General features: G+C 64.4%; 14 protein-coding genes and 1 other RNA gene. All 15 read right to left on the bottom strand.

Annotation, left to right across the window (positions count from 1 at the left end):
- Positions 1-7: 7 nt before the first annotated feature.
- Positions 8-874 (bottom strand): cell division protein FtsQ/DivIB, encoded by an 867-nt coding sequence (locus tag NJH59_RS07455; protein ID WP_043862070.1) that lies wholly within the window; start codon positions 872-874, stop codon positions 8-10.
- Between the two features lie 4 nt (positions 875-878).
- Positions 879-1,835: a D-alanine--D-alanine ligase gene (locus NJH59_RS07450; protein WP_043862069.1), complete on the bottom strand. Its 957-nt coding sequence runs from the start codon at positions 1,833-1,835 to the stop codon at positions 879-881.
- Positions 1,832-3,286: a UDP-N-acetylmuramate--L-alanine ligase gene (murC, locus tag NJH59_RS07445; protein WP_043862068.1), complete on the bottom strand. Its 1,455-nt coding sequence runs from the start codon at positions 3,284-3,286 to the stop codon at positions 1,832-1,834. Before murC ends, NJH59_RS07450 begins: the two co-directional genes overlap by 4 nt.
- Positions 3,279-4,358, bottom strand: a complete 1,080-nt coding sequence (murG, locus tag NJH59_RS07440; protein ID WP_043862067.1) for an undecaprenyldiphospho-muramoylpentapeptide beta-N-acetylglucosaminyltransferase — start codon at positions 4,356-4,358, stop codon at positions 3,279-3,281. The genes murC and murG overlap by 8 nt, the downstream gene beginning before the upstream one ends.
- Positions 4,348-5,559, bottom strand: coding sequence for a putative lipid II flippase FtsW (gene ftsW / locus NJH59_RS07435; RefSeq protein ID WP_173925074.1), 1,212 nt, complete (start codon positions 5,557-5,559; stop codon positions 4,348-4,350). The genes murG and ftsW overlap by 11 nt, the downstream gene beginning before the upstream one ends.
- Positions 5,559-6,905, bottom strand: coding sequence for a UDP-N-acetylmuramoyl-L-alanine--D-glutamate ligase (gene murD / locus NJH59_RS07430; protein WP_253086591.1), 1,347 nt, complete (start codon positions 6,903-6,905; stop codon positions 5,559-5,561). Before murD ends, ftsW begins: the two co-directional genes overlap by 1 nt.
- Positions 6,906-6,911: 6 nt before the next feature.
- Complete coding sequence (mraY, locus tag NJH59_RS07425; protein ID WP_043862064.1) at positions 6,912-7,994, bottom strand: phospho-N-acetylmuramoyl-pentapeptide-transferase; 1,083 nt, start codon at positions 7,992-7,994, stop codon at positions 6,912-6,914.
- Positions 7,994-9,361, bottom strand: coding sequence for a UDP-N-acetylmuramoyl-tripeptide--D-alanyl-D-alanine ligase (gene murF, locus NJH59_RS07420; RefSeq protein ID WP_058540877.1), 1,368 nt, complete (start codon positions 9,359-9,361; stop codon positions 7,994-7,996). The genes mraY and murF overlap by 1 nt, the downstream gene beginning before the upstream one ends.
- Positions 9,354-10,820, bottom strand: a complete 1,467-nt coding sequence (locus tag NJH59_RS07415) for a UDP-N-acetylmuramoyl-L-alanyl-D-glutamate--2,6-diaminopimelate ligase (protein WP_078479520.1) — start codon at positions 10,818-10,820, stop codon at positions 9,354-9,356. The genes murF and NJH59_RS07415 overlap by 8 nt, the downstream gene beginning before the upstream one ends.
- On the bottom strand, positions 10,820-12,553 hold the full coding sequence (locus tag NJH59_RS07410) for a penicillin-binding protein 2 (protein ID WP_162484872.1): 1,734 nt from the start codon (positions 12,551-12,553) through the stop codon (positions 10,820-10,822). Before NJH59_RS07410 ends, NJH59_RS07415 begins: the two co-directional genes overlap by 1 nt.
- Positions 12,553-12,846 carry a cell division protein FtsL gene (ftsL, locus tag NJH59_RS07405; RefSeq protein ID WP_043862060.1) on the bottom strand — a complete coding sequence of 98 codons (294 nt, stop codon included), beginning with the start codon at positions 12,844-12,846 and terminating at the stop codon, positions 12,553-12,555. Before ftsL ends, NJH59_RS07410 begins: the two co-directional genes overlap by 1 nt.
- Entirely contained in the window at positions 12,843-13,784 is a 942-nt protein-coding gene (rsmH, locus tag NJH59_RS07400) for a 16S rRNA (cytosine(1402)-N(4))-methyltransferase RsmH (protein WP_088515589.1), read from the bottom strand. The genes ftsL and rsmH overlap by 4 nt, the downstream gene beginning before the upstream one ends.
- Positions 13,785-13,786: 2 nt before the next feature.
- Complete coding sequence (gene mraZ, locus NJH59_RS07395; protein ID WP_043862058.1) at positions 13,787-14,242, bottom strand: division/cell wall cluster transcriptional repressor MraZ; 456 nt, start codon at positions 14,240-14,242, stop codon at positions 13,787-13,789.
- A 308-nt stretch (positions 14,243-14,550) separates the two neighbouring features.
- An RNA gene (rnpB, locus tag NJH59_RS07390) (RNase P RNA component class A) lies at positions 14,551-14,910 on the bottom strand.
- 67 nt (positions 14,911-14,977) lie between these two features.
- The gene (gene rsmI / locus NJH59_RS07385) at positions 14,978-15,853 is read right to left on the bottom strand and encodes a 16S rRNA (cytidine(1402)-2'-O)-methyltransferase (RefSeq protein WP_043862057.1); all 876 of its coding nucleotides are present in this window, start codon (positions 15,851-15,853) and stop codon (positions 14,978-14,980) included.
- Between the last annotated feature and the right edge of the window lie 116 nt (positions 15,854-15,969).

Here is a 15,969-nt window from a genome sequence, read left to right as displayed (position 1 = left end):
CCTCTCTCTAATTCTTCGCAACAGCGGGTTGGGCTGTCGTCGGTGCATTCGGTTCCCGCCAGCCAACGGCCAGGCCATTGGCGTAACGCAGATCGATGCGGGCGATGTTCGTGATCTGTTCTTTGAGCGTCTTGTCGTAAATGGCAATGAAGCGGCGCATCTTTTCCACCAGATGGTCGCGCCCCAGCAGCAACTCGATACCCGGCCCGGCGCTGCCGGCACCAGTGGTCAGGAACCAGCTGCCCCGCTCGCGCAGTTCCAGCCGGGCGATCGAGAAGCCCATGGGCCGCAACATCTGGCTCAGTACCTGATATTGCTGCATCACTTGCTGCTGCGCCCGCTGCGGCCCGAACAGCTGCGGCAGGTGCTCGTAGTTGGCCAGCTCGCGCGGGGTGAAGGCCTGGCCCTGGTTGTTGAGCAGGGCCTCGTCGCCCCAGCGCGCCACCGGCAGCTGTTCCTCGAGGCGGATCACCACTTCGTCCGGCCACACGCGGCGAACTTCGGCATGCGCGATCCACGGCATCTGCTCGAGCTCGGTGCGCATGCTGGCCAGGTCGACGGTGAAGAAGCTGGCGGCCACATAGGGCGCGATACGCTGCTGCACGGCCTGCTGGCTGATGTAGCTCAGGTCGCCCTGCACGGCGATCTTGGTGATCGGCCGGTCGGCATACGGCATCAGGCGCTGTGCGCCCTCATAGGCACCGAACCCGGCCACTACCAGCAGAACCGGCCACAGCAGACGCTTGAACACGCTGAAATTGGCCTTGGGCAGGCGCGCCGACAGTGGCTCCTTGGCCACCATCCGGCTGGCACCGCGCGGCACCGGCTTGCGGCCGGTGGCGGGTTGCTGATGACGTACCATCGCGCCTTGCATGGGCTTAACCTCGCGCCTCGACGCTGGCCGCCAGGATCGCCAGCACCAACTGCTGGAAGTCCAGGCCGGCCGCGCGTGCCGCCATTGGGACCAGGCTGTGATCGGTCATGCCTGGTGCGGTGTTGACTTCCAGAGGCCAGAAGTTGCCCTGCTCGTCCTGCATCACGTCCAGACGACCCCAGCCGGCAATGCCGATGGCGTCGCACGCACGTGCGGTCAGTTCGATCAGTTCCTGTTCCTTGGCAGCGTCCAGGCCGCACGGAATGCGGTACTGGGTATCGTTGGCGACGTACTTGGCGTCGTAGTCGTAGAACGTGTGCGGGGTGCCCAGCGCAATCGGCGGCAGCACCTGGCCGCGCAGCACGGCAATGGTGAACTCCGGACCGTGAATCCATTGTTCAACCAATACTTGCGAGTCGTAGGTGGCGGCGTCCTTCCAGGCAACGATCAATTCTTCGACGCTGCTCACTTTCGCCATACCGATACTGGAGCCTTCATGGGCCGGTTTGACGATCAAAGGGAAGCCCAGTTCCGCGCCCGCAGAAATACAGTCTTGCTCGCTGGCCAGCACCGCGTGGTGCGGGGTTGGAATACCCAGGCTTTTCCACACCTGTTTGGTGCGCAACTTGTCCATCGCCAGGGCCGACGCCAGGATGCCGCTGCCGGTGTAGGGGATACCCAGGCACTCGAGCAGGCCCTGCATGCTGCCGTCTTCACCGCCACGGCCGTGGAGAATGATGAAGGCGCGGTCGAGCTTCTCGCGCTGCAGGCGGTCGAGCAGATCGTCACCCACATCGATGGCGATCACCTCGACGCCGGCGCTGGTGAGCGCCTCGATCACCGCGGCGCCGGACTTGAGCGACACCTCGCGCTCGGCGCTCTTGCCGCCGTACAGCACGCCGACACGGCCGAAGGCCTTCGGGTCGATGGTCGAGTGCAGCTTGGAGTATTGAGCAGTCATTTGGCCTTCCCTGCGGTGGCAACCGCGCCCGCGAACAATGGGCTTTTCAACAATTGCGGGGCCAGGCCACCGATGTCGCCGGCACCCTGGCACAGCAGGATGTCACCGGCACGCAGCAGCGGCTTGACCAGTGGCGCCAGCTCGATGCCGCGCTCGATGTAGATCGGGTCCAGCTGGCCACGCTGACGGATGCTGTGGCACAGCTGGCGGCTGTCGGCCCCCGGGATCGGCTCTTCGCCGGCCGGGTAGACCTCCATCAGCAGCAGCACGTTGGCATCGGCCAGCACCTGCACGAAGTCGTCGTACAGGTCGCGGGTACGGCTGTAGCGGTGCGGCTGGTAAACCATCACCAGGCGGCGCTCCGGCCAGCCACCGCGCACGGCCTTGATCACAGCCGCCACTTCGGTGGGGTGGTGACCGTAGTCGTCCACCAGCATCACGCTGCCACCGTCGACCGGCAGTTCGCCGTACACCTGGAAACGTCGGCCCACGCCCTGGAAGCCCGAAAGCCCCTGCACGATGGCCTCGTCGCTGATGCCCTCGTCGGTGGCGATGGCAATGGTGGCCAGTGCATTGAGCACATTGTGGTTGCCCGGCATGTTCACCGACACGTCCAGCGGCTCGCGGTCACGGCGCAGCACGGTGAAGTGGGTCTGCATGCCCGACTGGCGCACATTGATCGCGCGCACGTCGGCTTCCTCGGCAAAGCCGTAGGTCACTGCCGGGCGCTTGACCAGCGGCAGGATCTCGCGCACCACCGGATCATCCAGGCATACCACGGCCAGGCCGTAGAACGGCAGGTTGTGGAGGAACTCGACGAAGGTCTTCTTCAGCTTGTTGAAGTCGCCCTCATAGGTCGCCATGTGGTCGGCGTCGATGTTGGTGACCACGGCCACCAGCGGCTGCAGGTGCAGGAAGCTGGCGTCGCTTTCGTCGGCTTCGGCAATCAGGTAGCGGCTGGTACCCAGTTGTGCATTGGTACCTGCTGCATTCAGCCGGCCACCGATCACGAAGGTCGGGTCCAGGCCGCCGGCGGCGAACACCGAGGCCAGCAGGCTGGTGGTGGTGGTCTTGCCGTGGGTACCGGCTACCGCGATGCCGTGGCGATAGCGCATCAGTTCGGCGAGCATTTCGGCACGCGGTACCACGGGGATACGCCGCTCAAGGGCCGTCGCCACTTCCGGGTTGGCCGTATTGATGGCGCTGGACACCACCAGTACATCGGCACTGGCGGCGTTCTCGGCGCGGTGGCCAAGGAAGATTTCGGCACCAAAGGACTCCAGGCGCTCGGTGACCGGCGAGGCCTTGAGGTCCGAGCCGGAAACCTGGTAACCCAGGTTGAGCAATACCTCGGCAATACCGCACATGCCCACGCCGCCGATACCGACGAAGTGGATGCGGCGGATACGGCGCATTTCAGGTTGCGGGATGGCTTTCTGGCTTTCAACCATGGGCCACCTCCAGGCAGATATCGACCACGGTGCTGGTAGCCGCGGGCTTGGCCAGGCGTCGTGCGGTGCTGGCCATGGTGTCGAGTTTTTGCGGTTGCATCAGTACCTCGTTCAGGCGTTCAGCGAGCTGCGCTGCGCCAGTTGTCGCTTGCGGCATCAGGAAGGCGGCGCCTTCACGTGCCAGATAGTGGGCGTTGTGGGTCTGGTGATCGTCGATGGCATGGGGCAGCGGCACCAGCATCGAGGGCAGACCGGCCGCAGCCAGTTCGCTGACGGTCAGCGCACCGGCCCGGCAGATCACCAGGTCGGCCCAGCCATAGGCGTGGGCCATGTCTTTGATGAACGGCTCTACCTGAGCCTCGATCCCGGCCTCGCGATAGCGCTCGGCGGTAATCTGGTCATGCTGCTTGCCGGCCTGGTGGAACACCTCGGGGCGCAGGGCCTCGGGTACCAGGGCCAGGGCCTGTGGCAACAGTTTGTTCAACGGCTCCGCGCCCAGGCTGCCGCCCAGCACCAGCAGGCGCGCGCGGCGCCCGGCCAGTGGCGCGCGCACAGGCTCCAGGAACAGCTCGCCGCGCACCGGGTTGCCGGTGGTGCGCAGTTTGTCGCTGGCCTCGAAGGTGTTCGGGAAAGCTTCGCAGACTCGGCCTGCCAGCGGCACCAGCAGCCGATTGGCGGTACCGGCCTTGGCGTTCTGCTCGTGGATCACCACGGGCACGCCAGCCAGCTTCGCCGCCACACCGCCCGGGCCGGTCACATAGCCGCCAAAGCCGACCACACACACCGGCTTGAGCCGACGGATGATGCGCCGCGCCTGCAGCACCGCCTTGAACAGGGTGAACGGCGCCTTGAGCAGCGACAGCTTGCCCTTGCCACGCAAGCCGGTGACCTGGATCAGGTGCAGTTGCAACCCGGCCTGGGGCACCAGCTCGTTTTCGATACCGCGTGGGGTGCCCAACCAGTGCACGGTGTAACCGCGTGCCTGGAACTCACGGGCGCAGGCCAGGGCCGGGAACACGTGGCCACCGGTGCCGCCTGCCATGATCAATACGTTTTTGCCTTCAACGGCCATGTCTTGGCTCCTCGGCAAAATCGCTCTCATCGAATTCATGTTCTTCGCTGCCCAGGTGCGTGCGGCTCTCCCACTCGATGCGCAGCAGCAGGCCCATGCACACGCAGCAGATCACCAGCGAGCTGCCGCCGTAGCTGAGGAACGGCAGGGTCAGGCCCTTGGTCGGCAGCAGGCCGACGTTCACTCCGATGTTGATCAGAAACTGGCCGATCCACAGGAAGGCCAGGCCGTAGGCCATGTAAGCGGCAAAGAACTGCTTGGCTTTCTCGGCCCACAGACCGATGTACATCGCGCGCAGGCTGACAAACACGAACAGCGCAACGGTCAGCAGCGAACCGACCACGCCCAGCTCTTCGGCCAGTACCGAGAACACGAAGTCGGTGTGTGCTTCGGGCAGGTAGAACTGCTTCTGCACGCTGTTGCCCAGGCCCACGCCCAGCCACTCACCGCGGCCGAAGGCAATCAGGGCCTGGGTCAGCTGATAGCCGGAACCGAATTGATCCGACCAGGGGTCGGTGAAGGTGATCAGGCGCGCCATCCGGTAGGGTTGCGCCTGTACCAGAATGAACACCGCCGCCACCGCCAGCACCACCATCAGGCTGAAGCGGAACAGCCCCACCCCGCCCAGGAACAGCATCGCCGCGGCGGCGCCCATCATCACCACCGTGGCGCCGAAGTCCGGCTCCATCAGCAGCAGGCCGGCCATCGGCAGCAGCACGATGAACGGCTTGAAGAAGCCCATCCAGCTCTCGCGTACCTCGGTCTGGCGGCGCACCAGGTAGCCCGCCAGGTAGATCACCACGAACACCTTGGCGATTTCGGAAGGCTGCACGTTGAAGAAGCTGAAGCCGATCCAGCGCATCGAGCCGTTCACTTCGCGGCCGATGCCCGGCACCAGTACCAGCACCAGCAACCCGAAGGCACCGACCAGCATCATGAAGCCCATGCGCTGCCAGGTGGCGATCGGCACCATCATGGTGACGACGCAGGCGACCAGGCCGATGGCCACGTACACCAGGTGACGGATCATGTGGTAAAGCGGGTTGCCCGACTGCAACGCGGCCACTTCCGAGGAGGCCGAGGTGATCATCACCAGGCCAAGGCCCAGCAGCGCCAGGCAGCCAGCGAGCATGGCGAAATCGAGGTCGATGCCGCGACCGGTGACCAGGGGGGACGGATAAGGCTTGATGATGCCGAAGATCATGCCAGCCCCTCCACGGCCTGGGCGAACAGGCGCCCACGCTCTTCGAAGTTCTTGAACATGTCCAGGCTTGCGCAGGCAGGCGACAGCAGCACGGCGTCGCCTGGCTGGGCGAGCGCGGCGCCCTGCTGCACGGCTTCGTCGAGGCTGCCGACGCGAATCAGCGGCACGCTGTCGCCCAACGCCTGGGCCATGCGCTCGGCATCACGGCCCAGCAGCACCACGGCGCGGCAGTGCGCCGCCACCGGGGCACGCAGCGCCGAGAAATCCGCGCCCTTGCCGTCGCCGCCGGCCACCAGCACCAGCTTGCCGTCGATATCCGCACCCAGGCCTTCGATGGCCGCCAGCGCGGCACCGACGTTGGTGGCCTTGGAGTCGTCGTACCAGCTCACGCCGTCACGCTCGCGCAGCCACTGGCAACGGTGGGCCAGGCCGGCAAAGGTGCGCAGGCTGGCCAGCATGGCGTCGAACGGCAGGCCTGCAGCATGCCCCAGGGCCAGCGCCGCGAGGGCGTTGGACTGGTTGTGCGCACCACGGATCCTCAGCTCGCGCACCGGCATCAGGGTCTGGAACTCGAACGCCAGGTACTTCTCGCCGTTCTCTTCGCGCAGCCCGAAGCCCTTGAAGTCGGGCACATTCAGGCCGAACGTCCAGCACGGCACGTTTTCCATCGGCAGCGGACGGCTCAGGGCATCCTGGCGGTTGACCACCACCTGCCGTGCGCCACGGAAGATCCGGTGCTTGGCCAGGTGATAGGCCGGCAGTCCGCTGTAGCGGTCCATGTGGTCTTCGCTGACGTTGAGCACGGTGGCCACTTCGGCATTCAGCTGATCGGTGGTCTCCAGCTGGAAGCTCGACAGCTCCATCACGTACAGCTCGATGGCGTCGTCCAGCAGGTCCAGTGCCGGTGTACCGAGGTTGCCGCCCACTGCCACACGTTTGCCTGCCGCAACGGCCATCTCCCCGACCAGGGTGGTGACGGTGCTCTTGGCATTGGAACCGCTGATGGCAATGATCGGCGCCTTGGCATTGCGCGCGAACAACTCGATGTCGCCCGACAGCTTCACGCCGCGCGCGGCCGCCTGCTGCAGGGCCGGGGTCGCCAGGGCCAGGCCGGGGCTGACGTACAGCTCGTCGGCACGGCACAGGAACTCCACATCCAGTTCGCCACAACGCACTTCCACCTGCGGGTAGTCGCGGCGCAAGGTCGCCAGCTCCGGCGGGTTCTCGCGGGTATCGGCCACCGCAAACGCAATGCCCCGGTTCGCCAGGAAGCGAACCAGGGACATGCCGCTCTTGCCGAGGCCGACAACGATGCGGAAGTGGTCAGACGCGATCAGGGACACTCGTTTCTACCTCAGTTTCAGGGTGGCAAGGCCGAACAGCACGAGAATCACGGTGATGATCCAGAAGCGGACGATCACCCGAGGCTCGGGCCAACCCTTGAGTTCAAAGTGGTGGTGGATCGGTGCCATGCGAAACACGCGCTTGCCGGTCAGCTTGAAGGAGGCCACCTGGATCACCACCGACAGGGTCTCCATCACGAACACGCCGCCCATGATGAACAGCACGATCTCCTGACGCACGATCACGGCAATGGTGCCCAACGCGGCACCCAGTGCCAGGGCACCGACGTCACCCATGAACACCTGCGCCGGGTAGGTGTTGAACCACAGAAAGCCCAGGCCCGCGCCGATCAGCGCGCCGCAGAACACGATCAGCTCGCCGGCGCCCGGCACGTAGGGGATCAGCAGGTATTCGGCGAACTTCACGTTGCCCGACAGGTAGCAGAAGATACCCAGCGCACCACCGACCATCACCGTCGGCATGATCGCCAGGCCGTCCAGGCCGTCGGTCAGGTTGACCGCGTTGCTCGAACCCACGATGACGAAATAGGTCAGCACCACGAAGCCGATGCCCAGCGGGATGGTGACATCCTTGAGCATCGGCACGATCAGGGTGGTTTCCACGCTGGTGGGCGCGGTCATGTACAGGAAGATCGCCGCGCCCAGGCCGAACACCGATTGCCAGAAGTACTTCCAGCGGCTTGGCAGGCCACGCGAGTTCTTCTCGATCACCTTGCGGTAGTCGTCGACCCAGCCGATGGCGCCGAACAGCAGGGTGACGATCAGCACCACCCACACATAGCGGTTGGTCAGGTCGGCCCACAGCAGCGTGCTCACGCCGATGGCAGACAGAATCAGCGCACCGCCCATGGTCGGGGTGCCGGACTTGGAGAGGTGCGATTGAGGGCCGTCATTGCGCACGGCTTGACCGATCTGGCGAATCTGCAGGGTACGAATCATCCAGGGGCCCAACCACAGGGCCAGCGACAACGCGGTCAGTACACCCAGAATCCCGCGCAGGGTCAGGTACTGAAAGACCGCGAAGCCTTTGTAGAACTGTTGCAGATACTCAGCCAGCAGCAGCAGCATTAATGTTTCTCCCCGCTGGAACCGCACAAGGCCGCCACGACGTTTTCCATCGCAGCGCTGCGCGAACCCTTGATCAAAATGGTGGTGTTGTTGGCCTGCTCGACGCGAACGGCGTCGATCAAGTCAGCTTGAGTGGCGAAATGATGGGCCCCGGTGCCAAATGCCTTGACCGCTTCGGCCATCATCGGGCCCACGGCATAAAGTGCTGCAACCTTGCCCCTGGCGTATGCGCCGACCTGCCGATGCCCTTCCTCGGCCCACTGGCCCAATTCGCCGATATCCCCGAGCACCAGGACGGTACGCCCGGAAAAGCCGGCGAGTATATCAACGGCAGCGCACATGGAGGTGGGGTTTGCGTTGTAACTGTCGTCGATCACGCGCACACCGGTGGGCGCCATGTGCACCACGGTGCGGCCCTTGACCGGCTGCACCGCGTCAAGACCCTCGACGATGCCTTCCAGTGTCACGCCGAAAGCCTGTGCGGCAGCCGCGGCGGCCAGGGCGTTGCTGACATTGTGAGTGCCCAGCAGGTTGAGCTGGACGCGGGCGTTGCCCAGCGGGCTGCGCAATTCGAAACCGGGGCAGCCGCGTTCGTCGTGACGAATGTCGGTGGCATGAAAATCTGCGTCGGCATTGGCCAGGGCGAAAGTGATCACAGGGTGATGGCCGGCGCGCTGTTTCCAGATGCCGAACGCCTTGTCATCCAGGTTCAATACCGCCACGCCATCCTGGCCCAGGCCTTCGAGGATCTCGCCCTTGGCTTCGACGATTTTCTCCGGCCCGCCGAACTCACCCACATGAGCGGTACCGGCGTTGTTGATGATCACCACCTGCGGCCGGGTCAGGCCGACGGTGTAGGCGATTTCGCCGATGCGCGAGGCGCCCAGCTCGATGACCGCGGCCGTATGGTGCGGGGCCAGTTCCAGCAGGGTCAGCGGTGCGCCGAAGTCGTTGTTGAGGTTGCCACGGGTGGCCAGTACCGGCCCGCGGGTGCGCAGGATGCTGGCCAGCATCTCCTTGACCGTGGTCTTGCCACTGGAGCCGGTGATTGCGGCAACCGGCTTGTCGAAGGCGGCGCGATTGAGCGCCCCCAACTGGCCCAGGCCCAGGCGGGTATCGGCAACCACCAGTTGCGGCAGGCTGCTGCCCGGCACTTCGTGCTGCACCAGCGCCGCAACGGCGCCCTTGGCAGCCACTTCGTCCAGGTAATCGTGACCGTCGAAACGCGGCCCGGCCAGGGCGACGAACAACTGGCCAGGGGTGATCGCGCGGCTGTCGATGCTGACGCCATCGAAGGTTGCATCCTGGCCATGCAGGCGGCCCTGCAGCGGCGCTACCAACTGGCTGAGGGACATTGACTCAAGCATTCGGGGCCTCCCAGGCTGCCAGGGCTCTTTCGGCCTCGACCAGGTCGGAGAAGTCATGGCGCTCGCCGTTGATCTCCTGGTAATCCTCGTGCCCCTTGCCCGCCAGCACGATGACGTCGTCGGCAGCGGCGGTGGCGATCAGGTGCGCAATCGCCGGGCCACGGCCGGCGATGAACTCGACGCTTTCACCCCGGGCAAAGCCTGGGCGGATATCGTCGAAAATCTGCTGGGGCGCCTCGCTGCGCGGGTTGTCGTCGGTGACCAGCACGCGGTCGGCCAGGCGCTCGGCCACTTCGGCCATCAGCGGGCGCTTGCCGCGATCGCGGTCGCCGCCGCAGCCGAACAGGCACAGCAGCTTGCCTTGCGCATGGGGACGCAGGGCTTCGAGGACCTTTTCCAGGGCATCGGGGGTGTGGGCGTAATCGACCACCACCAACGGCTTGCTGCCACCGCCCAGGCGCTGCATGCGCCCTACGGGGCCTTCGAGCTGCGGCGTGACCTTGAGAATTTCGTCCAGCGGATGATCCATCGCCATCAGCGTGCCGACCGCGGCCAGCATGTTGCTGAGGTTGAAGCGCCCGAGCAGGCGGCTGCGCAGCATATGCTCGCCCTGTGCCGTTACCAGCACCGCACGCACGCCATCGTCGTCGAACTTCGCTTCGCGGCAGTACAGCGAGGCGGCAGCGTCGACGAGGCTATAGCTGATCAGACGCGAATCACCCTTCTGCGCCGCCAGCTCACGCCCGAAGGCATCGTCCAGATTGACCACCCGCGAGCGCAGGTCGGGCCAGGCGAACAGGCGCGCCTTGGCGGCCTGGTAGGCCTCCATGCTGCCGTGGTAGTCAAGGTGATCGCGTGACAGGTTGGTCATTACCACGATGTCGAAGGCCAGTGCCGCTACCCGGCCCTGTTCCAGCGCATGGGAGGACACTTCCATGGCCACGGCCTTGGCGCCAGCCTTCTTCAGGTCGCCCAGGGTCGACTGCACGGCAATCGGATCTGGCGTGGTCAGCCGGCCACTTTGCAGCTGGCCGTAGAAACCGGTACCCAGGGTGCCGATCAGGCCGCAGTGCTGGCCCAGCAGGTCGAGCGCCTGGGCCACCAGCTGGGTGACGCTGGTCTTGCCGTTGGTGCCGGTCACGCCGATCAGCTCGAGCTGGCGGCTCGGCTCGCCATAGAAGCGCCCCGCGATATCCGACAGCTGGGCAATCAGGCCCTTGACCGGAATCATCGGCACATCGGTGATCGGCAGCACGGTGGTGTTCTGCACTTCATAGGCCACGGCTGCCGCGCCGCGCTTGAGCGCATCGGCAATATGCTCGCGGCCGTCGACACGCGCACCCGGCACCGCCAGGAACAAGTCCCCGGCGCGGACCTTGCGGCTGTCCAGGGTCAGTTCGCGGATCAACGGGTCGTTGTTGCCGCTCAGGGCAAACAGCTTACTCAATGGCATCGACATCAACCGCGCCCTCCCTTGGCGGGCGCAGCACCGGCCTGCTGCTGTGGAGTAGGAGCCGGCAGGTTGTCTGGCGGCACGTTCATCAGTCGCAGGGTGCCGGACATGACCTTGCTGAATACCGGCGCCGATACCAGGCCGCCGAAGTAGCCACCCTTGCTCGGCTCGTCGATCACCACCACGATGGCATAGCGCGGATCGCTCATCGGGCCGAAGCCGGTGAACAGCGAGCGGTAGGCGTTCTCGGTGTAGCCCTTGGAACCGACGGTGGCCTTACGGGCCGTACCCGACTTGCCGCCCACGTGATAGGAAGGCACCTGCGCACGGAACACGCCACGTGGCGCTTCGATGACCTGCTGCAGCATGCCCTGGATGGTCTTGGCGGTATCCTCGGGCACCACCTGGGTGGCTTCCGGGGTCTTGTCCACCTTGAGAATGCTCAGCGGTACCATCTTGCCGTTGTTGGCCAGCGCGGCGTAGGCATGCACCAGCTGCAACGCGGTCACCGACAGGCCGTAGCCGTAGGACAGGGTTGCGGTCTCGGCCTTGCGCCACTCGCGGTGGTTGGGCAGGTTGCCGACACGCTCGCCCGGGAAGCCCAGGCCGGTGTACTGGCCCAGGCCCAGTTGCGACATCACGCGGTAGATGGACTCGCCACCGATATCGAAGGCGATCTTGCTCATGCCCACGTTACTGGAGTTGATCAGGATGCCAGTCAGGTCGAGGATCGGGCCTTCGCTCCTGGACACGTCACGAATGGTGTAGCGGCCCAGCTGCAGGGTGCCCGGATAGACCTCGACCTTGTCGGTCGGCTTCCAGCGCCCACTTTGCAGGGCGGCGCTCATGGAGAAAGGCTTGACCGTGGAGCCCGGCTCGAACACGTCGATGATGGCACGGTTGCGCATCGCCGCCGGGAACATGCTGCGGCGGTTGTTGGGGTTGTAGGTGGGCTGGTTGACCATGGCCAGCACTTCGCCGGTCTTCACATCCATGATCACCAGGCTACCGGCCTTGGCTTCCTGTTCGGCAATCGCGTTACGCAGTTCGCGGGTGGCCAGGTACTGCAGACGCAGGTCGATGGACAACGCCAAGGTCTTGCCGGCCTTGGCGTTCTTGGTGACCTGTACGTCCTTGATCAGCCGGCCGCGCCGGTCCTTGATCACCTGCCGCTTGCCGGGCACCCCGGCCAGCCACTCGTCGTAGGCGAGCTCCACCCCCTCGCGACCGTGATCGTCGAGGTCGGTGAACCCGACCATGTGCGCAGCGACATCGCCGGCGGGATAGAAGCGGCGGAACTCTTCGATGCCATACACGCCGGGCACCTTGAGGTCGAGCACCACCTGGCCCTGCTCCGGGGTAAGGCCGCGGACCAGGTAGATAAATTCCTTGTTGGCCTGCTGTTCGAGGCGCTCGGCCAGTTGCTGCGGGTTCTGCTTGAGCGCGGCGGCAAGCGCCGGCCAGCGGTCCTTGGCAGCCTGCATCTCCTTGGGGTTGGCCCACAGGGTGGTAACCGGCGTACTCACGGCCAGCGGCTCGCCGTTGCGGTCGGTGATCAGCCCGCGGTGCGCAGGAATCGGAATGTGACGCAGGCTGCGGGCATCGCCCTGCCCCTTGAGGAAGTCGCGGTCGACCACCTGCAGGTCGACGATACGCCAGGCAATGGCCCCCACCATGATCACCAGCAGGCCGACCACAACGCGGAACCGCCACGGGTAGAGTGCGCCTTCAAGTTTCATCATGGCGCCACCATCCGTACTTCGTCAGCGGCGGGAATGCGCATGTGCAGCTGTTCGCTGGCCAGATTCTCGATGCGGCTGTGGGCGGTCCAGGTGCTCTGTTCCAGAATCAACCGGCCCCACTCGGCCTGCGCCTTGTCGCGTTCGTTGAGCTCGCCGTACAGGGTATTGAGCAACTGGCGGTTCCAGTGCGCACTGTAGGACACCGCCACCGACGAAACGAGCACGCCAATGAACAGCAGCAGCATCAGGAAGCTGCCGCCTGGCAAAGGCTTGGCAAAAAGCCTGCTCAACGCAGCTTCTCCGCCACACGCATGACCGCGCTACGCGAGCGCGGGTTGGCCTTGAGCTCGGCCTCGGAGGCGAACTGCGCCTTGCCATGGACCTTGATCTTGGGCTCGAAGGGCTTGTGTTGTACCGGCAGGTTGCGTGGCAGGTTGTCGGCCTCTCCCTTGGCCAGCTTGCGCATGAACAGCTTGACGATGCGGTCTTCCAGCGAATGGAAGCTGATGACCACCAGACGGCCACCGATCTCGAGCGTGTCGAGGGCAGCCTCGAGCCCGGCTTCGAGGTCGCCCAGCTCGTTGTTGACGTGAATGCGCAGCCCCTGGAAAGCACGGGTGGCGGGGTTCTTGCCCTTTTCCCACGCGGGGTTGGCGACCTTGAGCACTTCGGCGAGGTCGGCGGTACGGGTAAAGGGTTGCTGCTCGCGACGGGCGACCACGGCGTTGGCCATGCGCTTGGCGAAACGCTCTTCGCCGTACTCCTTGAACACGCGGGCGATTTCTTCGGCCGGCGCGGTGGCGATGAATTCGGCGGCGCTGACGCCACGGCTCGGGTCCATGCGCATGTCCAGCGGGCCGTCGTTCATGAAACTGAAGCCGCGCTCGGGGTCATCGAGCTGCGGCGAGGACACGCCCAGGTCGAGCAGGATGCCATTGACCTTGCCGGACAGGCCCCGCTCGGCGACTTCGGCGCCCAGCTCGGCGAAACTGCGCTGCACAATGACAAAGCGGCCGTCTTCGGCCGCCAGCGCTTGCCCGGTGGCAATCGCTTGTGGGTCCTTGTCGAACCCCAGCAGCCGACCCTGCGGCCCCAGGTGCTGGAGAATCAGCCGGCTGTGCCCGCCACGCCCGAAGGTGCCATCCAGATAGCAGCCATCGGCGCGTACGGCGAGAGCCTCGACGGCTTCGTCAAGCAGTACGGTGATGTGTTTGAAGCCACTATCTATAGTCACAGGATCAGATCACGCAGTTCATCAGGCATCGCGCCCGGTTGTTGAATGGCCACCAGGTCAGCTGCAGCAACAGCGTTCCAGGCGTCCTCGTCCCACAGTTGGAATTTGTTCAGTTGCCCCACCAGCATCGCCCGCTTGTCCAGCTTGGCGTACTCGCGCAGACGCGGTGGCACCAGGAAACGCCCACTGCCGTCGAGCTCCAGATCCACCGCATTGCCGATCAGCAGACGCTGCAGGCGACGGTTCTCTTCGCGTAACGACGGCAAGGCACGCAGCTTGGCTTCGATCAGTTCCCACTCATCCAGCGGATACACGCACAAGCAGGGATCAACCGCGTCGATCGTCACGATCAACTGCCCGGAACTGCGCGAATCGAGCTCGTCACGGTACCGGCTCGGCATTGCGAGACGGCCTTTTGCGTCGAGGTTGATTGCGTTGGCTCCGCGAAACACGGCTGCACTTCCCTAAATGTTAGCTTTTTTGTGTCTGAAAACCCACTTCATGCCACTTTCCGCCACTTGCGCACACTATAGGAATCCGCCCACCACACCGTCAAGGCGCGCTTATAAGGAAAACCCTTACAGATCGGCGATTTAGAGCAACAAGGCGATACAAAGAGGAGAATCGAGAGGGGTTTTGACGGGGAAAGGCAAATTCACTCAAACGGATAGAGTGCAAAGTTAAAGTGATTTATGAAGAGTAAGATTTTTTTGGTATTACCAGAACACATCTGCTATCGAATCAAGCAGGAAGGGAAAAGGTGGAGAGTCGATCTGTAAGCCGGGTTCTGTCGAGGACAGTCATTCCTCTACGACGGCCATCACTGGACGCCTTTAGCAACCTACCCGGTTCCAACGCGGGCCGCGCCATATGGAACCCTATTTGGTCTTGCTCCGAGTGGGGTTTACCTAGCCACGGACTGTTGCCAGCCGTGCGGTGCGCTCTTACCGCACCTTTTCACCCTTACCGGCACCGAAGTGCTTAGGCGGTTATTTTCTGTGGCACTTTCCGTAGGCTCACGCCCCCCAGGCATTACCTGGCACTCCGCCCTATGGAGCCCGGACTTTCCTCCCCCCTCTTTTGCGGAACAAAAGAAGGCAGCGACTGTCCAATCGACTCTCCGCCGCAAAGGTTAACGGCAGCGGGCCCCGAGAACAAGCGATAAAACAAATAATATCACTATGACATTAGTGGTCTTTCTGTTTTTCCAACGCTATTTGATACAAAACATTCTTCCGCACCCCGGTAATTTCCGCCGCCAGGGCTGCTGCACGCTTGAGCGGCATCTCTGCCAGCAGAAGATCAAGCACGCGCATCACTTCGCTGCTCACGGCCTCTTCGTTCTCCGGGGCGGTCCAGCCCGCCACCAGCACCACGCACTCCCCACGCTGCTGATTGCTGTCGTTTTCGACAAACGCGCGCAGCTCGGCCAGGGGCAGCCCCTTCAGGGTCTCGAAGGTCTTGGTCAGCTCACGAGCCAGCAACGCCGGCCGTTCGCCGCCAAACACCGCCTCCATATCCTGCAGACACTCCAGAATGCGGTGTGGCGCCTCATAGAAAATCAGCGTACGGGGTTCTTCCTTGACCTGGCTCAGGCGCGCGCGGCGACCTACCGCCTTGGCCGGCAGAAAACCCTCGAAGATGAACCGGTCGGACGGCAGGCCCGCCGCCGACAACGCCGCGATCAGTGCGCAGGCGCCCGGTACCGGCACCACATCGATGCCCGCCGCTCGCGCCTGGCGCACCAGATGGTAGCCCGGGTCAGAGATCAGCGGCGTACCGGCATCGGAGATCAACGCCACATCGTCGCCGGCCAGCAGGCGCGTGATGAAGCGGCTGCCCTCGTCGCGCTCGTTGTGCTCGTGACAGGCGGCCAGCGGCGTGTTGATGCCGAAGTGCTGCAGCAAGCGGACCGAGTGGCGCGTGTCCTCGGCCGCGATCAGCGCCGCCTCGCGCAGTACCTTCAAGGCCCGGGCGCTCATGTCATCCAGGTTGCCAATGGGCGTAGCCACCACGAAAAGCTTGCCGGCAGTGGAATTGGAAGCACCTGGAGCATCGGTCACAGCACACACCTGTAAATAGAGAACAAAGCGCCATTGTAGCCCGTAAGGCGGCAACAATGCGTTACCCACAGCGGCGGCACGCCTGCGCAGGGCGACCTATATTGAAGGATTAACGC

Origin of the sequence: Pseudomonas sp. VE 267-6A (assembly GCF_024126555.1) — a bacterium.
GTDB classification, from domain to species: domain Bacteria; phylum Pseudomonadota; class Gammaproteobacteria; order Pseudomonadales; family Pseudomonadaceae; genus Aquipseudomonas; species Aquipseudomonas palmensis.
Note: the sequence above shows the minus strand (reverse complement) of the source record. Positions and strands in the feature narration are given on the sequence as shown.